Below are 22,343 nucleotides of genomic sequence, written 5' to 3'. Positions count from 1 at the left end.
TATGACGAAGTTTGATGCCAATGTACAACGGGAAGTATGAAACAATACTTAAATAATGGGAGGTGTACCTGTGGCTGGTTTAAATAAAGATGATGTTGATTTGCATTTCAATACGAACCGATTTAATGAAGATGATCATGCTAAACAAATTTCATTCTTCTACAAAGCCCTATATCAAATCAATGATATTGTATTAGGCATTATATTCTTGATAGGAAGCTTTTTATTCTTTAGTGATCAAACAATGATTGCTGGCACAATATTATTTGTGATTGGTAGTCTTCAAATGACTGCAAGACCTGTGATTTCTTTTGTTCATGATATGAAACTATCAAGATATTACAAACGAAAGTATAGTCAACACGTTACCGAAGAGACACACAATCATTAATAAAGTGGGGCAGAATCCGAATTGTATTCATTGCCCCACGCTTAATTTGTGTTAGAACCAATCTTTCTTTTTAAAAAGTGTAATGAGTGATACAACAACTATGATCGAAATAGCGATAAAGACAAAGTAGCTATAATGCCAATCGAGTTCAGGCATATAGGAGAAATTCATGCCATACCATCCCGTTAAAAATGATAGTGGAAAGAATATGGATGAAATAATCGTTAACACATTCATCACGCCATTAATTCTATTAGAACGATAAGACTCATTATTATCTTTAATATCATCTGTAATATGTTCACATGCCATTAACGTATCGTTCTGTCTTAATAACCTACTATGAATATGCTTAATCAATAACTGATACTCGTGTGATACGTTTAATGATGTTTCATCTATCATTTCATTTAGTAATTGTTCCATTGGCATCAATACACGCTTGAGTTTAATAATTTCAGAGCGAATGTGATAGACATCATCCATTAATTTACGGTTATTAACTTTATCTACATTCTGATTTTCAAAAGAAAAGACAATGTCCTCCACATGATTGACATAATTAAAATATTCATCTGTGATTCTATCAATCATGACGGCTACCAGTTCAGTTACAGTTATGTCTTTCGGCAACGTATTGAATGACGAAATGATGTCTGATAAAACCTTCATGGGATACTTATGTACGGTAATCATCCAATTATGCTTTACAGTTATACTTAGTGGTTCTGCTGAAAAATCATTGTGACTTATCGCATGGAGTATGAGATATAAATGTTGTTTATGCGGATGGGTACTTATTTTGGGTCTTGTTACTGTAAATACAGACGCTTCTAAGTGGTGTTTAGCAATATTGAACCGTTGCGTCAGTATTGCTTGATCATTTTGAGTTGGATTTTCGAAATCAACCCATACAAGTCTTGCATCTTCAGGTATAGCTGAAAATGTACATGCAGTATGAAAACGATGTGCTTGGTCTTGATAGTGGACACGGATTGCCATAGTATCTCCTACTTTTTATATCTTTTATTCTTCCATACCACTTTTCAGAAAATAAAAACAAAAGGCTAAGACACACGGAAAGTCGCATTAAATTCATTGCTTAAATCCGTTAATGTCTTAACCTTAATTCCCAACCATATTACAGGTGTAAAATAATCACATTAGTTTTGATTAAAATTATATAATTCATAACCTTTGTCTTTAGCATATTCAATGGCTAAAATTTCTAAAACGTTAATGAATGCTGGTTCATTTTTAACATTGACATATTGGAATTTCAAATTGTAATCTTCAGCTGTAATTGATTTTATATCGTCTACATTAACCCCTTTTTGTTGTGCTAAGCCTTTTTTAAATTTAGTCGTCCCTACACCTGATTTTAAATTATATTGACCTAATTTATTAAATAAATCCTTAGTAATTAGTTGATAACCTGTAGAGTAACCACCAGTTTGTCCAACGAAAATAGGCGTTTTCTTATCAAAAATAACATAAACGCCAAATTTATCTTGAACCTTTTCACGGTCTTCTTTACTAAATGTTAGCGCGCTATCTTTATCATATTTAAATAATTTCTTAAGTTGCTTCTTATTATCCTCTTTAATTTGATCTAATTGTTTACTGCCCTTCATAATTGAAATCCTCCCATACAGAACTCGTTTAATATCATTCGTTAAACAATGTTTCTATTTGCATAACATATACCCTTTCACAATGCTTTGAAACGCATCGTCTAAATCATCGTACACGATATTTCAGAATTTTCATATCAGTTTAATTTTTATACGTTATTTACATCTTTAATGTAAATACATGTTTATTTATGTATTTATATAATCTATAATTAGATATTATGTTTCTATAAAATGATTAGATTCTTCTATAGATGTTAGGGGAGAACAATTTTGAATGATAAAGACTTACGGGTAATTAAGACCAAAAAAGCATTAACAGATAGTCTATATTCGTTGCTAGAAGAAGCATTTTCAACTATAACGGTAAATATGATTTGCAAAAATGCTGGTGTGCATCGCACGACGTTTTACAAACACTTTTATGATAAATTCGAATTATTAAATCAGCTATTGAAACTAACACATGATGATTATTTTGCGACTGATATTAAAGAACGTTTGAATAATCCTTTTCAAACACTAGCCAATACATTTAATAAAGAAGAAATATCTAGAATTGAACATAAACAATTCAATGATAAAGCATTTGATGAAGCGCGCAATAACTATTTGATTGAAATCATGCAGAACGACTTCAAAGCAAACATGCATCGCATTACTGTTGACGGTGTCGTTCCTAAGAGTTTAGTATTCTATGTCTTCGGTTCCGTGCTAAATGCATTTATGGATTGGAAAAAGGATGAAAATGTAGAAATCAAACCTAAGCAAATGGACCAAATTTTTCATAAACTTATCAATGTCAAAGCACACGATTAAATAAACATGAGGAAGTAGGCATCAAAGCTACTTCTTCATGTTTTTTTGATAGTCGTCAATAGGTATTAATCGCTATTTAGTATAAATCAATATATAATGGCCTTGGTTATAAACTAATAAAAAGGGGTTAAATCATGACTGAAGTATTTCCATATTTAGCATTCGAAAAAGCAAAAGAAGCAATATCTTATTACGAGGACATCTTTGGCGCTACAAACGTTAAAAGATTAGACATTAGCGAAGCACAAGCAGAACAATTTGGCATGACGAAAGAACAAGCTGCAGACGCTACTATGCACGCAGAATTCGAAGTATTAGGCGTCAAAATCTTATGTTCCGATTCATTTGGACGCGTAGAGAATATTAATAATGGTATTTCACTGCTTATCGATTTCGATGTTAATGATCATAACGATTCAGATAAAGTTCAACAATTTTACGATAAAATTAAAAATCACGACTCTGTAAACATCGAAATGCCGCTTAAAGAACAATTCTGGGGTGGAAAAATGGGTGCCTTCACTGATAAATATGGCGTACGTTGGATGTTACACGGGCAAGATTACACACAACTTAATTCATAATCCACATCAGGCTCTGTTTTATTTCATTAACAATGTGCTGTAACAGAATCTATAATATAAGGGAGTGAGACTGAATTCTTTTTAAATTCATTGTCCCACTCCCAGCTTTATATTTATAAAATGTTTTTTGATCTTAGAACATTTCTGAAACGACTTTTTGTTCTAAGAAGTTTAATAAGTAGTCTGGACTACCTGTTTTAGCATCTGTACCAGACATTTTGAAGCCACCAAATGGATGGTAACCTACAACTGCTGCAGTACATCCACGGTTAAGGTATAAGTTACCTACATCGAATTCATTCACTGCTTTAATCCAGTTCTCACGATTATTCGTAATCACTGCACCTGTTAAACCATAGTCTGTATCATTCGCAATTTCAATTGCTTCTTCGAAATTATCAAATTTAGTAAAGCCAACCACTGGACCAAAGATTTCTTCTTGCATTACTTGGTCAGATGATTTTAATCCTGAAATAATTGTTGGTTTAATGAAGTAACCTGTTGAATCATCAGCTTCGCCACCAATTTCAATTTTGCCTTCTTTACCACCAATTTCGATATATTTTTTAATTTTGTCGAATTGTTTTTTATTAATTACAGGACCCATAAATGTATTATCTACAGTATTACCAACGGTTAATTCTTTTGTTAATGCTACTGCTTTTTCTAAGACTTCATCATAAACTGAACTGTGTACGATAGCACGTGAACATGCTGAACATTTTTGGCCAGAGAAGCCAAATGCTGACGTTACGATTGACTCTGCAGCTAAATCCGTATCAATATTTTCATCAACGACAATCGCATCTTTACCGCCCATTTCTGCAATAACACGTTTTAAGAATGTTTGGCCTTCTTGAACCACTGCACTACGTTCATAAATACGTGTACCAGTTGCACGAGAACCTGTGAACGTAACAAAGTGTGTATGCACAGAATCAACTAAATAGTCACCAATTTCTTTAGGATCACCAGGTACAAAGTTAACAACACCTTTAGGAAGACCTGCTTCTTCTAAAATTTCAATTAATTTATACGCAGTTAATACTGTATCTTCAGCAGGTTTCAATAGAACTGTATTACCAGCTACTACTGGTGCTAATGTTGTACCAGCCATGATAGCAAATGGGAAGTTCCAAGGTGGAATCGTTACACCTGTACCAATTGATTTATAGAAGTACTTGTTATGTTCCCCTTCACGGTCTAATACCGGTTTACCATCTGCTAATTCCATCATTGAACGTGCATAGTATTCGATAAAGTCGATACCTTCAGCCGCATCGCCTACTGCTTCATCCCATGGCTTACCTGCTTCGTATACCATAACCGCAGAAATTTCTTCTTTACGACGACGAATAATTGCTGCTACACGTAATAATAATTCTGCACGATCTTTATGTGACCATTGACGCCACGCTTTATAAGCTTTATTTGAAGATTCAAATGCTTTATCAACATCTTCCTTAGTTGCTTTAGATACTTTAGCAATTAATTCCGATGTATTAGCTGGATTAATTGAATCAAATGTATCATCTTTAGTAATGTGCTCACCGTCAATCACAATTGGAAGTGTTTGACCAAATTCACTTTTAACTTGTTCTAACGTTTTTTGAAATCTTTCTACATTTTCTTGTACTGAAAAATCAATCCCAGGTTCATTTTTGAAAGGTACTACCATTCTTAATTACCCCCTATGTATTTGTAAGAATTATAAAAATCAGTAAAACATTGACTTACTTAAAATGATAATTTGTATCATTAATTTCATTCTACTATGCTTCGGGTTATTTTTGCAATCGCTTACATACATATTATCTGAAAAGTTTTAATTATTAGTCAGATGCAGTGGTTCAGTTAAAACACATACAAACTATATTATTATAATTTTATATTTTTATAAAAATAAAGTATAATAAATTTACACAAATTAACGACATCAAGAAAAGGAAGTACACAAATGAAAGCATTAATTACAGGTGGAGCAGGATTTATTGGCTCACATGTAGCCGAACATTTTGTTAAGCAAAATATCGAGGTACATGTTATCGATAATTTAAGTTCCGGATACTTACATAATATTCCCTTTGTTAATAAAGAACATATTTACGTCAAGGACATCACCGATTTTGAGTTTGTAACGCAATTAATACGTCAAGAGCAATTTGATTATGTTATTCATTTAGCAGCCATGGTGAGTGTTGTTGAAACAATTGAGAAACCATCTTTATCTAATCAAATTAATATTGATGCCACAGTTCATCTTCTAGAAACCATTCGAACGTACAATAAGCAAATTAAAAAATTCATATTTGCCTCATCGGCAGCCATTTACGGTGATTTACCAAGTTTACCTAAATCCGTTTCTCACTCTAAACCATCGCCATTATCTCCATATGCAATACAGAAATACGCTGGAGAGCAGTATGCTAAGATTTACTATCATTTATATGATATCCCTTGCGCTTGTCTCAGATTCTTCAATGTTTATGGTCCAAGACAAAATCCTAACTCGGATTATTCAGGTGTCATCTCAATAATGAATCATAGATTTACGCATCAGACTGAATTTACCTTCTATGGTGATGGTGAACAAACTCGTGATTTTGTTTACATTGATGATTTAATTGCCGCTATGTGGCTTGTGCTAAATACCCCAGCAACAAGTGGTTCAATATTCAATGTAGGTACGGGCATACAAACAAATCTGAAAGCAGTTTTCAAAGCGTTTGAAAAGGGCTTCAATTACAGTATTCCATATCAATTTAAAGCACCAAGACTTGGAGATATTAAGCATTCTTGTGCTGACATTACACCACTTGAATCATTGGGTTATCATCCTCAATATGATATAGCTAAAGGCATTCAATCTTATTTGGCCTATAACAAAGAATATAAAGTAAAATTATAAAAGCATCGACTCAGATAAATTAAAAGCAGCTTGTTGCAAATGCCCTTTTAATTTAGTCAACTACTGTCAATATATATTTGTAGGGAGTGGGACAGAATTCTTTTGAATTCGTCGCCCCACTCCCGCTTTTTTTATCATTCTATTAAACTCATGAAATGATTACTTACTTTATCCCAATCATGATTGATACACATTCAAATGCTTTTAGGATTAGGATTTTTTAAGTTCAATAGATATTGTATTTACTGATTATTTTAGAAGGTTATAGAACTCTTCTATCGCTAATTGATTGTATTCTTGAGCGTTAAACGTCTCATAATTGGGTGTTTGATGTTTGATAAAACGCGCTAAGCCGTGCTTAATATCATTGACATCATGACTCACTAACATCCCATACTTACCATTGTTTAATACATAACGATTCGCAATGATATCCGATGCCAATACATTCATACCAAGTGATAGTGCTTCAAGAAGAACCATTGATTGGCCTTCATAATAAGACGTTAACGATAAAACATCTGCTTGTTTCATAATATAGAATGGATTTTTTCGTTGTCCTAATAAAAAGACATGCTGTTCTAACTTCAACTTACGAATTTGTTGTTCTAATTTATGTCTTAATGGACCTTCTCCCATAATATATAATTTCGTATTAGGATAATGCACGATAACCTTGCCAACCGCTTCAATTAATAAATCAAATCCTTTTTCAGGTGATAAACGGCCAACCGACACAATTTTAAAATCATCCTCTTTAAAAGGTACCGACGTCACTTTCCCTTTATTTACACTGACGAGCACCGGCACATTATTTTTCTCAAATTGATCAGCATCATCTAACATGGATTGCGATATTTTACTTAAATTAATCGTGTTTCTTGACGCTACAAATTTCTTATTTAGTGCTTTTTTAGCAATATTGTGCATATTTTGTTCTTTTGATGCATCAGAAACACATACCAATTTATCAAATTGATCATACAATGTGATCAAACCTTTTAAATTTTGATAATGTGGTTTCACACCGTTAACGGTTCTCTCCATATCCGCTTTGATATCACTATGAAGGTAGACCAACTTACGTTTGGCAGTCGTAGCTAAAATAAGATTCGCCCAAAACATAGAATACCCACTGAAATCTATCGCATAATCAAATTGACTTTCACCTATTATTTTACGCATCTCACGTTCATATACATGTTTTGGATATAAGAAACGTTCTAATGCACTTTTTAGCCCTCGTTGTCTGACGAAGTCTACTTTATACGTCTCTTTTAACGACGCTGCTAATGGGCCAACTCTTAAAATAATTCTTACATTTTGGTTAACATTACTCAGATTATTCAAGATTTCTTCATTATTACTTCTATTTGTAAATAGTGTAACGTCGTATTGATTGTAATCAATATTCTCTAATAAATTGATAACAGAAGAGGTAATACCATTATTTTTCATCCCACCAGGATAAATTAATAGTCGTTTTTTAGCACATTTCTTTTCCTTTTTACGTTTATGTTTTGAGGTGAATACGCGCTCAATCACTTTGTCAGTAACATTTCCATCATCTAGATACGCATACGTATTTTTGAACATTTGATAGTTATGTTGCACCTTATTTAATTGATATGTTTTCTGTTGTATCGCTTGTACAACATCATCAATGGTATGCACAACCGGTCCCGGTAAATCCTGAGCATTGATATACATTCCTCTTTCAAATTGATATGCTTCGTAGTCAGGTGTATAAAAGACAATGGGTTTATTTGTGACTAAATAGTCAAAGAAGATACTTGAATAATCCGTTATCATTAAATCAACAAACGCCAATATTTCATTTGTATCAAAATAATCTGGAATAAGATAAGGTTTTAGTGCCTCAATTTTAATTGCATTTTTATAAATAAATGGATGTACCTTTACTAATACTTGATAATCAAGATGATGTTTCAACTTTTCAACTTCTTCGACAATATGATTTAAACTTTCCTCAGGCGTGTTGACATCATCACCTCTCCAAGTAGGACAATATAACAATACTTTCTCATCAGTAATATCAATGTATGATCTTAATTCATTAATAAGCATTTTTGAATCACTATTCAATGTAAGATCTATTCTTGGATATCCTATTTCTAAAATTTGTCCACCATAAATGTTATCCAATCTAAATGCCCTTTTAAAAATATCTGACGTATGGCGATTAGGACTTATGATATAATCACTCGATAAAAAGTTTTTAATAATATTTTGCGAACCATGTAAGCCATTTTCAAGGTCTAGCCCCATATATTTGAGTGGCGTACCATGCCATGTGTTCACATAAATTTGATCAGGCTTTTTAATGAAATAGGCAGGAAATGTTGAGTTGTTAATTAGATACTTACATTCGGTTAGTGCCCTTAAATACTCTGGAGATTCTTTAATCACGAATTCAATATTTTTGTATTTCTCAAATTTCTTCTTATAAAATTCTAACGTTTCGGTAGTGTCGACGACCCATTTATGCGTATATTTACGATATTTGGGATGATGAACCAAACGTTTAAAGATAGCATATGGACTATCTGTAATACTCTTCCCATCTCTTACTTGATATAGAATATCGTGTTGTTTAACTTTATTCGCTTCATAATTGTGCGCATAACGCATTATTTTACGTGTATAAGCTGAGTTATTTCTTCTTTGTAAAGGCGTCGTTATAAATTTAAATTTACGTCGACTTTGATTTTGTAAAAATGTCTTCAGTGCCATATTCATTTTCCTTTCTAAGTTGTATTTCATTCTCTTAAGTTGATGTCATAAAATGAATGCGTTGAATTACATTTTGATTCTTAAGTATATATGGAGATGAACGCCAATATACAGTCTAAATATATTATATCATTTATTTATATTATATATATTATTAAAACAATGCGTTTTGTATATTAAATTTTTAGATACAAAAACCTTTGAGCCACTGGACGACTCAAAGGTTATCTATACCCGATTGATGACATGGCTATTTAGGGGCATCTCTTTCATCAATTTCTCTTATTACTTTAGCAGGCACACCCGCAACTAGGCTATTCGTTGGTACGTCTTTAGTCACTACGCTTCCCGCTGCAATAACTGAGCCATCACCAATCGTTACACCAGGTGTGACTACAACATTGCCACCAAACCAAATGTTATTCCCAATTGTGATAGGCTGAGCCAACTCTAAACCTGCATTACGTTCTTTAGGTGTTAAAGGATGATGGGCAGTATAGAAGCCACAAGATGGACCTATAAATACATCATTACCAATCGTGATGCCACCTCCATCCATGAAGTAACAATTACTATTAACAAAGATGTTCTTACCTAACTTAACATTCCACCCATAATCTGTATCGAAGGGACTATTAATTGTAATATGCTCTAATTGGGCGCCAAATAATTCAGTTAAGATTGCTTGTCGTTTGCTATCATCACTTGGGCGTGTTTGATTAAAGTCATAACATAAATCTTTAGCTCGTATACGTTCTGCTTCTAATTCATTATCAAAATTCGCATCATACCATTCATGTGCTAACATTTTTTCTTTCTCTGTCATCGTACTCACTCACCTTCTTTCAATTGTTATCATAAAGTTTAAACGAATCAAGACGCTTTTGCACTGAAATTCCATTTCAATTAAAGGAATGCAGACTTTATGTCTAACAACAAAAAAGCCGAGAGTGAGACAACATTCTTTTTAAAACGTCTCCAACCCCAGCTTGCTTTGCTTGTAGAATTTCTTAATGAAATTCTCTTTGCTTGGGGCCCCAACCCCAGCTTGCTTTGCTTGTAGAATTTCTTGATGAAATTCTCTTTGCTTGGGCCCCGCTAGAACTATGCAATGCATGGCTTAAGTGTCTTTTCTCTTCAGTTAGCCATTGCCAATTTCCAAAATAGCATTATTAGATTATTTATGTCTCAGACCATAACCATGACGTCTTAGACATTAATTCCATTTAAGTTGTAATATAGTCGCCACCATTAACATGAATAATTTGGCCTGTGATATATGAGCTATCTGCATTTGTTGCAAGGAACACATAGGCTGGCGCAAGTTCTGCAGGTTGTCCACGTCTACCCATTGGCGTATTGCCACCTTGATTTTCCACTTTGTCTTCATCAAAGGTAGCTGGAATTAATGGCGTATAAATCGGTCCTGGCGCTACACCATTGACGCGTATATTTTTCTCCATTAGCGTTGTAGCTAATGATCGTGTAAATGAAACAATCGCGCCTTTAGTTGAAGCGTAATCAATCAAATGACCTGAACCACGATATGCTGTTACACTTGTTGTGTTAATAATCGTATCGTTATCACTTAAATATGGAACGGCCGCTTGTGATAAGAAGAACATACCAAATATATTAGTTTCGAATGTCTCTTTAAATTGTTCCGGTGTAATGTCCATAAAATGGTCTTGTGGATATTGAACAGCACCGTTATTTACTAGAATATTTAATCCGCCAAAGTCTTGAACCACTTGTTGCACTAAATCTTTAGATTGTTGTGCATCTTTTAAATCATGTGCATACGCTTTAGCTTTAACACCGATGTCTTTCAAACGTTGAACGGTTTCCTCAGCATCCTCATGCTCATCGTAATAACCAATTGCTACATCCGCGCCTTCTTTAGCAAATAATATCGCAACAGAACGACCAATACCTGAGTCACCACCAGTAATTAATGTAACTTTACCTTGCAGTTTACCTGCTGCTTTATAGTCATCTAGCTCTGAAACTGGTCTAGGATTCATATCTTTCTCAGTACCTGGTTGATGATCTTGAGTATAGCCTTTAATTTGCTTATGAAATTCTAATAAATTCATTCGTTACCACTCCTTATCCATTTACTTAACCGTTCCCATTAATGTCGCATTTGAAACAAAGTTGTTATCTGATTATCAACGATCCATTTCATTACAACTTTAGAATGATAGGAAGTCAGTTCCTTAGTCTCATGCATTTTAGTACGAAACCTTATATAATTAAATTAAACTTCTATTAAAGATTTAACTTAAGCCACTAACGAGAACATACAGATAAAGGAGTGCGACGCTATGCGAGGTTTATTTAAAGGTATTATTGCATTACTAATCATACTTGGTATTGTAAAGACATTCCAAGATCATGATGTAATGAACGAAGCGAACTATTATTACAATCAAGCTAAAAATGGCGAATTGGTTCAAAATATATCCAATTTTGATTTTAATAACTATAAAGATTTAAATTTAGACCATTTTAAACCATCTGATTTTTTCTAAAATAACGATATCAACGACACAATAGAATGATATTATCGGCAATAAGAAGACATTCAAGTGCATGTTGAATTCAGTCCACGACTGCTCATATACATTTGTAGTCTAAGATATAGACTTAATATGTGCCCTTCAAAGTAGACATTGAAAAATGAAAACTTTGGAGGGCACTTTTTTATTCAAAAGCAGAACAGAAGCATTGACTTAAATACCCTAAGGGGATATATTATGTATGAATTGTAATGGAGGTGTCCTAATGAGCAATAAACAACATACTACATTGACTATTACCGGTATGACTTGTGCCGCCTGTTCTAACCGTATCGAAAAGCGATTAAACAAAATGGATAATGTTAACGCACAGGTTAATTTAACGACTGAAAAGGCAACAATCGAATATGATTCAAATGACTATGAAATCAATGACTTCGTGTCGATTGTTCAAAAGCTTGGCTATGATGTAGTCATAGATAAAGCTGAATTAGATATAAGTGGCATGACTTGTGCTGCTTGTTCAAACCGCATTGAAAAAGTATTAAATAAAACCACAGGTGTCAAACAAGCATCTGTCAATTTAACGACTGAACAAGCCACGGTAGCTTACTATCCCGGTCAAACCGACTTAGATACTTTAATAGAACGTATTAGAAAGCTAGGTTATGATGCACAACCTAAACAAACTGAAGAAGATCAAGCTACGCGTAAACAACGCGCATTGAAACATAAGCGAAACAAATTAATCATCTCAGCGATTCTGGCATTACCGTTACTCATGACAATGTTCGTTCATCTCTTTAATATGCATATACCAGATCTCTTAATGAATCCTTGGTTCCAATTTATACTTGCGACACCTATCCAATTCATCATTGGTTGGCAATTCTATGTTGGCGCTTATAAGAACTTGCGCAACGGTGGCGCTAACATGGATGTGCTTGTCGCATTAGGCACTAGCGCTGCTTACTTTTACAGTATTTATGAAATGATCAAATGGTTAGCCGGTTCGACACATATGCCTCACCTATATTTTGAGACAAGTGCTGTGCTGATCACGTTGATTCTTTTCGGAAAATATTTAGAGGCACGCGCTAAATCGCAAACAACACATGCATTAAGTGAATTACTGAATTTACAGGCAAAAGAGGCACGCCTCATTGATGACAATGGCATCGAACAAATGGTACCTCTGAATCAAGTTAGTGTGAATGATATCTTGTTAATTAAACCAGGTGAAAAGATACCGGTTGATGGTCAAATCATCAAAGGTGAAACTGCTATAGATGAGTCAATGTTGACTGGTGAATCCATGCCCGTGGATAAGCAGGTTGATGATGCAGTGATCGGTTCAACGATAAATACAAATGGTGTAATTACAATTAAAGCCACTAAAGTTGGAAAGGACACTGCCCTTTCTAACATTATTAAAGTCGTTGAAGAAGCTCAAAGTTCTAAAGCACCTATTCAACGTTTAGCTGATATCATATCTGGCTATTTCGTGCCAATTGTAATTGCTATCGCATTATTAACTTTCCTCATTTGGATTACCATCGTTCATCCTGGTCACTTTGAGGATGCACTTGTTGCTGCGATATCCGTTTTAGTTATTGCTTGTCCATGTGCGCTTGGATTAGCGACACCAACGTCTATCATGGTTGGTACAGGTCGCGCTGCTGAAAATGGTATTTTATTCAAAGGTGGCGAGTATGTCGAACGCACACATCAAGTTGATACGGTTGTGTTCGATAAAACAGGCACATTAACTCATGGTAAACCAGAAGTTACTTATTTAGATGGGGATGAAGATACACTAGCTTTAGTGGCCTCCGCTGAAAAGAACTCTGAACACCCTTTAGCTACTGCAATTGTTAACTATGCTGAACAACAACATGTGCAATTGGTAGACGTCACTGACTATCAAACATTACCAGGCCACGGTATACAAGCGCTTATCGATGGGACTCAGTTACTTGTTGGCAATAAAAAATTGATGCTCGCACATCACATCAACATAGATACGATGAAACAGAAGATGACACATATGGAAGCTGATGGTCAGACCGTAATGTTAATTGCGTATGGTGGTGAACTTAAGGGCATGATTGCTGTTGCAGATACAGTTAAACCTTCTGCCAAAAACGCCATCCAACAACTAGCAGCTATGAATATTAAAACGGTCATGCTAACTGGTGATAATGAACGAACTGCACGTGCGATTGCCAATGAAGTTGGTATTGACCAAGTCATTGCTGAAGTTCTCCCTCAAGATAAGGCACAACATATCACGCAGTTACAAGAACAGCAGCATAACGTTGCTATGGTAGGTGACGGTATCAATGATGCCCCTGCACTGGTTAAAGCAGATATTGGTATTGCAATGGGAACAGGGACTGAAGTAGCGATAGAAGCTGCAGATATCACCATTCTAGGGGGCGATATTCAGTTAGTACCTAAAGCCATCCACGCGAGTCATAAAACCATTCGCAACATTAAACAAAATTTATTCTGGGCATTTGGATATAACATTGCAGGCATACCTATTGCAGCAATGGGATTACTCGCACCATGGATAGCTGGCGCTGCAATGGCCTTAAGTTCAGTTAGTGTTGTAAGTAACGCTTTACGACTAAGACGAATGAAACTATAATTTTGAAGCATTTCTATTTTATTTCTTTGTTTATTAAAAAGGAGTAAAATATGGGTATATACTATTAAGAACGTCGGAGGTGATCATTATGATTAATAAAGTAATGAATGTTGAAGGTATGAGTTGCGACCACTGCAGAAACGCTGTGGAATCAGCACTAGCTAAATTAAATGGTGTTACTTCAGCTGAAGTAGACTTAGACAAACATCAAGTTCGCGTCGATTATGACGAAGATAGAGTATCAGTTGAGCAAATGAAAGAAGCCATTGAAGATCAAGGCTACGATGTAAAATAAGGTCCGGACAAAAGCGCTTAGGATTTAGGCGAATTCGAAAAGTGAGCAAAACTGCTTCTCAAGTTTTGTCGAGCTTTGAGTTTTTCGACAAAAATCCTGCTTTTGTTAGGCCGTCAATAAGGTCCGGACAAAAGCGCTTAGGATTTAGGTGAATTCGAAAAGTGAAATAGAAGAAGTTAGGCGTGGCAAACCCCAGCAAAACGCATTTCTGATTGAAATGCTACAAGCTAATCTAGCCGGGGTTATAAAACATTCAGTGTGCCATGCCTAACTTCTTTTTTAATTTACTCTTAATTGCGTCGTCCCTGTATTCAACACATCAAGGACTGCATCAAGTGCATCCACAATCAAATTCTTTACAGCTGCATCCGTATAGAATGCAATATGCGGAGTTAACCAAATATCCTCTCTGGCAATTAACGTCTCTAGCAATTCATCATTAATTGCTTTATCACGATAATCTCCAGGGAATAATCCACGTTCATGCTCATATGTATCTAACGCAGCACCTTTAATGTGTCCGCGATCAATGGCATCTAGCAATGCTCGTGTATCTACAATTGATCCCCTAGCCGCGTTGACAAATACAGCGCCTTTTTTAAATTTAGAAAATAATGCTTCGTTAAAAAGATGCGGATTATATTTTGTTGCTGGAATATGAATTGTGACAATATCAGCATCCTGCAATGCGTCTTCTAATGTTTCTTTATACGTAACATACTGTGCAACTTGCTCATTTGGAAATGGATCATAGGCAACAACATGACTACCATACCCTTTGCCAAAGATTCTTGCTGCAATGGAACCAATACGTCCAGTTCCGATAACCGCAACAGTTAAATCACTGATTGAACGTGACAAGATTGAAGGTTCCCATCTAAAATCATATGCTTGAAGTTTACGTTGAATGTCATTTTGATTTCTAACAATATTAATTGCTTGTGTCACGGCAAACTCTGCAATAGAACTTGGTGAATAAGACGGCACATTAGATATAATGATGCCGTATTGTGTAGCTAAATTTAAATCATACGTATCAAACCCAGCACTACGTTGCGCAATATGTTTAATCCCGAAACGTTGAAGTTTCGCAAATATTTCTTCAGATATTGGATGTTGTTGAGATAAAGATAACCCATCAAATCCTTGAACACTATCCACATTACCTTCCGTCAATATCTCTTTGTTTAATTCTATTTCAACCTTATGCTGTTCTGCCCATTCTTCAATATAAGGAATATCTTCATCACGTACACTCATCATTTTTATTCTAGTCATTATCTATCATCCTTTCTCATGTTCGTCTTAGTGTTATACGTTATACAAATTAGATAACGATGCGAGTCGATTCGCCGCTTCAATCAATAAATCATCCTCCAGTGCCAAAGAAATGCGCACATAATGACGTCCATTTTCTCCAAATGGAATACCTGGTGCTACTAGGATGGACTGCTCTTTTAATAAATATTGTTCGAACGATTCACTATCGTAACCCGGTGGCGTTTGAAGCCATGAATATATACCACCTTTAGAATGCACAAATGGCAAATTCGCTTCCTTTAATCGCTTCTCAAAAGCATCACGACGTCGTTTAAATGTGTCATTTTGTTGATCCAAAAAGGCATCATAATGATTCAACGCATACGTTGCTGCATCTTGAAGGGCACCAAACATACCCGCATTCGTATGTGTCTGATATTTCTTTAGTGCTTGTATCATGTCTTTATTCCCTACCGCAAAGCCTACTCTGAAACCTGACATGTTATACCCTTTTGACAATGAAAAAATTTCAATGGCTACTTCCTTTGCAGCTTTAGAAGCGAGTATACTCGGGTTCTTAGCATCGAAACCAAAAGCACTATATGCAAAGTCATGAACAATCTTTGTTTGCGTACCTTTAAATCTTTGAATAGCTTCATCAAATACCGCTTTAGTGGCCGTTGAACCTGTAGGATTATTTGGGTAAGTTAAATAAACTAATGACGTGTTCGCTAATGTTTGTGCATCTACTTTGCGCCAATCTGGCAAGTAATCTGGTGGGTCCAAATTAAGTGGTACTGGATTGGCATCAGCAAGCAAGACACCAGCGAGATAATCTGTATAACCAGGATCTGGCAACAACACATTCTCTCCAGGATTCACAATACATGTCGGTAATGCCACTAAACCGTTCTTTGTACCATAAAGTATGCACACCTCGTCTTCTTTATCTAACGTGACACCGTATTGGCGTTGATAAAAATTAACAATCGCTTCTTTAAATGATGCTTTACCATGAAAGGCACCATACTTTTGATTCTCTGGAATTCGAACTGCTTCTGCAAAATGATCAACAATACCTTTAGGCGTTTCACCATCCGGTATACCCACTGCCATATTGATTAACGGCAATGGACCATGTTCAACTTTGCGTCCCATTGTCTTACCAAAGTAACTATCTGGAATATGCGCTAGCTTATTTGAAATTGTCATGATTTACCCCCTTACAAAATTAAAAAGCTATATATCACGCTCAAAAGAGAGTGACATATAGCTTAGTTTATAACTATGACACTTATCTTTGAGGTATACCTCTTTGGAATTAGCACAGTACTTTTATCTTTTAAGTCTGTTGCTGAAGTTTCATCGGGCCAAATCCCTTCACTTCTCTGGATAAGTCTATTGAATTAATATTTATTGTATCAGTTCAATAATGATTGTCAATATTTATAATTTTCTGATTCATTTACTTTATGGAGATTATACACCATGATTAATATCTTCAAGCATTGCTTCTGCCGTAATTTTAGCACTCGTTAGAACGATTGGTACACCTGCCCCCGGATGTGTACTTGCACCTGCAAAGTATAAGTCTTTGTAGTCTCTTGAAACATTGGCTGGTCTGTAATAATTACTTTGTGTCAGCGTTGGCATGAGTCCAAATGCTGAACCGAACTTAGCATTGTAGCGTTGCTCAAAATCAAGCGGTGTAAAAACTGTTTCAGATACGATATCTCGACGGACATCTTTAAGTGCTTCAATCGTTTCAAGTTTGTTATAGATGACGTCTTTCGCCTTCTCGACTATTGTAGGGTCATGCCAGTCAATTTGGCCTGTTTTTAATTCTGGGACTGGCATCAATACGTACATGCCTGTCTGATCCTCAGGTGCTAATGCTGCATCTTCTACAGATGGGAAGTAAAGGTATAATGATGGATCATCTGGCATCTTTCCACTAAAGATATCATCAATATTACCTCTAAAATCTTTAGCAAATACCACGTTATGGACATGCAATTTATCACGTAATTGACGATTAATACCTGCATAAATTAAAAATGCTGAACATGAATAATCCATGTTATCCACCTTTTCAGGAGAATAGCGCTTTAATGGCGCGTGCTGAGGCATGAGATGTTGTGCCACATATGGGAAGTCGGCTGTACATAGTACTTTATCGAAACGTCGAATATCACCATTAACACGTAAGCCATCTGCACGCTTAAATTTAGGATCAATGATGATCTCTTGCACGTCTGCATTGAGTTCAACATTGACACCATAGTCTTGACCAAGCTGTAATAAGCCTTGGGCTAAGCCATACATGCCACCTTTGATATAATGGACGCCATGAACCATCTCAATCATAGGAATAATAGAGTAAATTGATGGGCCTTGTTTCGGATCAATACCGATATATAATGTCTGAAATGCAAGTAGCTTGCGTATTTTTTCATTAGATACATAATTATCTATTAATTGATCCGCATTGTTAAACGTCTTCAATTTAAGTCCACGATATAACGTTAACGGATTATAAAATTCGCTTGGCTTACGGAACGTGCGCTCAAGGAAATATTTACGCGCTACCTCATATCGTTTATATATATCCGTTAAAAACTGCATAAACCCTTGCGTTGAGCCTGGCTCTATCTCTTCTAGCGTCTGGCTTAGTTGTGCCAAATCCGTCGATACACTTACTTTATCTTTATCTGAGAAATAGATATCAAAAATATGTGTGAGTGGTTTCATATCGACATAATCTTCGAAACGTTTACCACATTCTTCAAATACTGCTTTATAAACATCTGGAACCATCACTATGGTCGGTCCCATATCGAAGGTAAAACCATCCTTCTTAAATTGACTCATACGGCCACCGACTTGTTCATTCTTTTCAAAAATGGTTACTTGATGACCTTGCGCGGCCAATCGTGCGGCAGCTGCTAAGCCGGTAACACCAGCACCTACTACTGCTATGTTCATACATCTCACCTAATCTTTATATTTTTTCTTTAAGTTGCGGTAGATTTTATGTTTTTTCCATTTAGAAACATATGCGCGTTCTTTCAATGAATATGATGATTTACGTACCTCAGTTAGTATACCGCGATAGACTTGAGCTGCTAACTCAATAATCATACGAGATTCTTCATTATAAACATCGAGATGATTCAATACCATATCGTAGTTATTATCCGCTAGTGTCGCATAGAATTCCCAAATTTTGATGTAATTGTCAGAGGGTTGATTGCGTTCCATTTCATCTGCAATTGAAACATTAAACTCATTTAAACGTGCTTTACTAAAGTAAATACGCCCGTTTCGATAATCTTCACCAACATCACGTAGTATATTCGTTAGTTGAAGCGCCTCACCTAATTGCTTACCATATGCATAAGCTTCGTCTGACGGTGGCGTTGCCAAAATAGGAATTAGTAATACGCCGACTGTTCCTGCTACCCCATAACAATAATCGAGTAGACCACAATCTGTTTCAAACATCTCGAAGTGTTGATCGGCTTCTACGGTATCAATTAAGTCGTAGAGGGCTTGGTAATTCATTTGGAAATGTGTCGCTGCATCAGCAAAAGCCGTCATAATGCGTGCATCACTTTCAAATGTCGTTATTGTTTGATGTTCAATAGATTCAACATCACGATGAATCTTATGTAAATAATCCACGTCTTGATGTACATCGATACTATCATCAACGATTCTGCAAACAGCATAAATTGCCCATATTGCGCGTCGCTGTTGCTCAGGTAACATATCAAAAGCATATGAGAAACTCTTAGAGTAATCTTTCATAATTTGATGACAATATTGATAATTTTCTTCTAATGTGCTCATGGAGAACCCCCTGCTAAATATTATTTAATATTAAATCGTCGTCCTTTCCATTTTACCTGTTTTGTGTAATGGATGTGACGAAATGAATTGATAAAAATTAAAATAAACACTAAAAATAATATTGGATGACAAATCAAGACTAAAAGCGAAAAATTACCTACTCTACGATGTAAACGGCTGAATTGTAGTGTATACAAGCCATAAGATAGTAGCGCTCGTCTAAATGACAATCCTTGTTTAAATAAACTGAGTATGAATGCACTGAATGAAGTGATACTACCTATCATCCATAACATGATTAACATCATAATATGCGGTTGTGTTGACGATGCACCTACCGCCAAGTGCTTCGTCCATCCTTCTATGAGCGTTTGAACGCCTGATTCGTACATTCTAAAATTAACGTAGCCCTGACCTTCAAATTGAGTCACTGGCAACTGGCAACGTTGAAACGCTTTGCCTAAAGCAAATCCTTCAATGATTTGTGACGCAGCGTTTTTATGGCCTTGTGTCTTAATATAATCCGCTTTGTTCATGACGGTTACCGGGCCAAATGCTAATGCATCACCCTTTGCTTTAGCTAAAGTTGAAAATGTATTTGTACCTACAATTGTCATTAGATTAAACACTGCTGATAAGTGTTCATAAGGTTTCCGCACACTGTGATACGGTTGAATACTTAGTAAACCACGATAGTGTTGTTGTGCATAGGTCTGAATAATTGCTTCTAATGCATCATCATTTTGTAATGTTACATCTGCATCCATAAATATAATGATATCTGATGTTGTGTGGTTAACACCTTGATAACATGCATATGACTTACCAACCCATGTAGGCTCATTGCTATCATATGTCACATTATACACGTTTGCGCCCATTTTTCGCGCAATTTCAGCAGTGCTATCATTTGAATCATCATCCATGACGATACATTCAACTTGTAGTGACTGTTGTGACAAACTATGTAATAACTTTGGCAATCTTTTTTCTTCATTACGCGCTGGAATGATCACACTTATGCTTTGTCTAAAGTCCCCTACACGTGTTTTATCAAATGACAATAGATGCCGGCGATTATACATTAAATAACCACTGACTAACGATAAACCTATACTTCCATGAAACAGTGACGCTAATTTTGTCATACTTGTATTACCTCTAATCCTCTGAATCATTCGTAAGCGCACGTTCAAGTGCATTAATTTTATCCGCGACTTGTTGACCACTTAACGTCACCATCGGCATCCCACCACCAGGATTAACGGATCCTCCGACAAAGAATAAATTATCAAAGTATTGACTTTGTTTAGGAAACTTAAATCCTTTATTTTTCTTCTTATCTGCCACTACCCCATAAATGGCACCTTTATTCGAGTGATAGGTTTGTTCAATATCATGCGGTGTCCAAATATCTTCATATACAATATGCTGACGTAAATCTGTAAGCCCCATACGCTCTAATTTATCCAAGACACGTGCTCGAAAATCATTATATTGTTCTTCAGTGAATGGTTGCTCTTGAATATACGGAATATGTGGTAACACTTTTAAATTTTCATATCCTTTTGGCGCTTGCGCTGGATCAGATTTATTCGAGTTTACTAAATAAATAGTTGGATCTTGTGGTAAGACTTTGTCATGGAACACTTCTCGATAATTGCGCTTTGAATCATTAGAGAAAAGGAAATTATGATGGGCCAATTGAGGATAGGTTTTGTCTACACCTAAATGCATAACATATCCGGACGCTGCGGGCTCATAAACCTTCTCTAATTGCGCTAATTGCTTATTTGAAAAGTGTAGTAAGTCACGATAAGTTGGTATGACTTCTCTATTAGAAACGATGTAATCAGCACTTACATGTGAACCATCATCTAATCTAACGCCTGTGACATGATTAAAATACGTATCAATACTACGTACATCTTTGCCAGTATGAATTGTCACACCTTCTTCAACAGCTAATCGCTCCAATGCACGTGCAAGGTGGTGAATGCCACCTTTGACATACCATAAACCTTGTTCATATTGCATATGGATTAACATTGTTAACACGGCTGGTGCGTCATAAGATGACGAACCAACATATTTAATGAAATAACCTAGCATATCTCTTAACTCTGGCTTTTCGACGTAACGATTGATTGCTTGTTGCATTGTTGAGAAGTAATCTACACCTTTGACTGAACGCAATGGACCTTGATATTTGATAATTTCCGAAACCGTATCAAGCCCAAGTGCGAAATAACCTTCTTCAGTGAAACGATGAATATGCGCTGCATAATCCATAAATTGGTGCAATTGTTTGATATCCTCATCCGTGAGTTGACTGTTGTTAAGGCCCATTTGTTCTAAATCTTCGTATAAATCAATAACTTTACCATTTGTAAAGAAACTACGCCATTGTAAAGGTAAGCGTTCAATCGTAACGTAATCTTTCATTTGTTTCTTACTATAGCTGAATAATCTTTCAAATATCCATGGCATCGTTAAAATAGATGGACCCAAGTCAAAACCAAATCCGTCTGCTTCAAGTCGATTGACTTTACCACCGATGTGATCATTTTGCTCGTAAAGTGTGACATTAAAACCACTTTGTGCAAGACGAATCGCTGCTGATATACCGCCTAATCCACCGCCGATAACGATAATGTTTTTATGTGACAAG

General features: G+C 35.6%; 19 protein-coding genes and 1 riboswitch. Of the genes, 7 read left to right on the top strand and 12 right to left on the bottom strand.

The window, feature by feature from the left end; translation table 11 throughout:
- Nucleotides 1–70: 70 nt before the first annotated feature.
- Complete coding sequence (locus KA909_RS05060; RefSeq protein WP_053028847.1) at nucleotides 71–391, top strand: YrhK family protein; 321 nt, start codon at nucleotides 71–73, stop codon at nucleotides 389–391.
- 51 nt (nucleotides 392–442) lie between these two features.
- Here KA909_RS05060 and KA909_RS05055 read toward each other — a convergent pair whose 3' ends face one another.
- Nucleotides 443–1,393 (bottom strand): CorA family divalent cation transporter, encoded by a 951-nt coding sequence (locus KA909_RS05055; RefSeq protein ID WP_193838940.1) that lies wholly within the window; start codon nucleotides 1,391–1,393, stop codon nucleotides 443–445.
- Between the two features lie 161 nt (nucleotides 1,394–1,554).
- A complete protein-coding gene (locus tag KA909_RS05050) occupies nucleotides 1,555–2,025 on the bottom strand; it encodes a hypothetical protein (protein WP_053028849.1) in 471 nt (156 codons plus the stop codon).
- A gap of 273 nt (nucleotides 2,026–2,298) precedes the next feature.
- Between KA909_RS05050 and KA909_RS05045 the strand changes: the two genes are divergently transcribed.
- Both KA909_RS05045 and KA909_RS05040 read left to right on the top strand, forming a co-directional pair.
- Complete coding sequence (locus KA909_RS05045) at nucleotides 2,299–2,844, top strand: TetR/AcrR family transcriptional regulator (protein WP_210130015.1); 546 nt, start codon at nucleotides 2,299–2,301, stop codon at nucleotides 2,842–2,844.
- A 134-nt stretch (nucleotides 2,845–2,978) separates the two neighbouring features.
- On the top strand, nucleotides 2,979–3,428 hold the full coding sequence (locus tag KA909_RS05040) for a VOC family protein (protein ID WP_193838939.1): 450 nt from the start codon (nucleotides 2,979–2,981) through the stop codon (nucleotides 3,426–3,428).
- A 133-nt stretch (nucleotides 3,429–3,561) separates the two neighbouring features.
- On the opposite strand, the gene pruA is transcribed toward KA909_RS05040, so the two are convergent.
- Entirely contained in the window at nucleotides 3,562–5,106 is a 1,545-nt protein-coding gene (gene pruA, locus KA909_RS05035) for an L-glutamate gamma-semialdehyde dehydrogenase (protein ID WP_053028852.1), read from the bottom strand.
- Between the two features lie 279 nt (nucleotides 5,107–5,385).
- Between pruA and KA909_RS05030 the strand changes: the two genes are divergently transcribed.
- Entirely contained in the window at nucleotides 5,386–6,336 is a 951-nt protein-coding gene (locus KA909_RS05030) for an NAD-dependent epimerase/dehydratase family protein (protein WP_193838938.1), read from the top strand.
- A gap of 249 nt (nucleotides 6,337–6,585) precedes the next feature.
- Here KA909_RS05030 and KA909_RS05025 read toward each other — a convergent pair whose 3' ends face one another.
- The 3 genes from KA909_RS05025 to KA909_RS05015 all read right to left on the bottom strand — a co-directional run bounded on the left by KA909_RS05025 (nucleotide 6,586) and on the right by KA909_RS05015 (nucleotide 11,186).
- Complete coding sequence (locus KA909_RS05025; RefSeq protein WP_193839947.1) at nucleotides 6,586–9,090, bottom strand: glycosyltransferase; 2,505 nt, start codon at nucleotides 9,088–9,090, stop codon at nucleotides 6,586–6,588.
- A gap of 250 nt (nucleotides 9,091–9,340) precedes the next feature.
- Nucleotides 9,341–9,916, bottom strand: a complete 576-nt coding sequence (locus KA909_RS05020) for a sugar O-acetyltransferase (protein WP_193838937.1) — start codon at nucleotides 9,914–9,916, stop codon at nucleotides 9,341–9,343.
- Between the two features lie 400 nt (nucleotides 9,917–10,316).
- Entirely contained in the window at nucleotides 10,317–11,186 is an 870-nt protein-coding gene (locus KA909_RS05015) for an SDR family oxidoreductase (protein ID WP_193838936.1), read from the bottom strand.
- Between the two features lie 231 nt (nucleotides 11,187–11,417).
- Between KA909_RS05015 and KA909_RS05010 the strand changes: the two genes are divergently transcribed.
- The 3 genes from KA909_RS05010 (at nucleotide 11,418) to copZ (ending at nucleotide 14,560) form a co-directional block, all read left to right on the top strand.
- The gene (locus tag KA909_RS05010; RefSeq protein WP_053028857.1) at nucleotides 11,418–11,624 is read left to right on the top strand and encodes a hypothetical protein; all 207 of its coding nucleotides are present in this window, start codon (nucleotides 11,418–11,420) and stop codon (nucleotides 11,622–11,624) included.
- A gap of 253 nt (nucleotides 11,625–11,877) precedes the next feature.
- Nucleotides 11,878–14,265 (top strand): heavy metal translocating P-type ATPase, encoded by a 2,388-nt coding sequence (locus KA909_RS05005; protein WP_193838935.1) that lies wholly within the window; start codon nucleotides 11,878–11,880, stop codon nucleotides 14,263–14,265.
- A gap of 88 nt (nucleotides 14,266–14,353) precedes the next feature.
- A complete protein-coding gene (copZ, locus tag KA909_RS05000; protein WP_053028858.1) occupies nucleotides 14,354–14,560 on the top strand; it encodes a copper chaperone CopZ in 207 nt (68 codons plus the stop codon).
- 279 nt (nucleotides 14,561–14,839) lie between these two features.
- Here the strand turns inward: copZ and KA909_RS04995 are convergent, their stop codons facing one another.
- The 6 genes from KA909_RS04995 to KA909_RS04970 all read right to left on the bottom strand — a co-directional run bounded on the left by KA909_RS04995 (nucleotide 14,840) and on the right by KA909_RS04970 (nucleotide 22,342).
- A complete protein-coding gene (locus tag KA909_RS04995; RefSeq protein ID WP_210130014.1) occupies nucleotides 14,840–15,838 on the bottom strand; it encodes a D-lactate dehydrogenase in 999 nt (332 codons plus the stop codon).
- Between the two features lie 33 nt (nucleotides 15,839–15,871).
- Complete coding sequence (locus KA909_RS04990; protein WP_193838933.1) at nucleotides 15,872–17,032, bottom strand: aminotransferase class I/II-fold pyridoxal phosphate-dependent enzyme; 1,161 nt, start codon at nucleotides 17,030–17,032, stop codon at nucleotides 15,872–15,874.
- 79 nt (nucleotides 17,033–17,111) lie between these two features.
- Nucleotides 17,112–17,219: riboswitch (SAM riboswitch) on the bottom strand.
- Nucleotides 17,220–17,299: 80 nt separating this feature from the next.
- Entirely contained in the window at nucleotides 17,300–18,805 is a 1,506-nt protein-coding gene (locus KA909_RS04985) for a phytoene desaturase family protein (protein ID WP_193838932.1), read from the bottom strand.
- Between the two features lie 9 nt (nucleotides 18,806–18,814).
- Complete coding sequence (locus tag KA909_RS04980) at nucleotides 18,815–19,672, bottom strand: phytoene/squalene synthase family protein (protein WP_210130013.1); 858 nt, start codon at nucleotides 19,670–19,672, stop codon at nucleotides 18,815–18,817.
- 20 nt (nucleotides 19,673–19,692) lie between these two features.
- On the bottom strand, nucleotides 19,693–20,820 hold the full coding sequence (locus KA909_RS04975; RefSeq protein ID WP_210130012.1) for a glycosyltransferase family 2 protein: 1,128 nt from the start codon (nucleotides 20,818–20,820) through the stop codon (nucleotides 19,693–19,695).
- Nucleotides 20,821–20,833: 13 nt separating this feature from the next.
- Nucleotides 20,834–22,342: a phytoene desaturase family protein gene (locus KA909_RS04970; RefSeq protein ID WP_193838930.1), complete on the bottom strand. Its 1,509-nt coding sequence runs from the start codon at nucleotides 22,340–22,342 to the stop codon at nucleotides 20,834–20,836.
- Between the last annotated feature and the right edge of the window lies 1 nt (nucleotide 22,343).

Source organism: Staphylococcus sp. GDX8P54P, from assembly GCF_017893165.1.
GTDB classification, from domain to species: Bacteria; Bacillota; Bacilli; order Staphylococcales; family Staphylococcaceae; genus Staphylococcus; species Staphylococcus borealis.
Note: the sequence above shows the minus strand (reverse complement) of the source record. Positions and strands in the feature narration are given on the sequence as shown.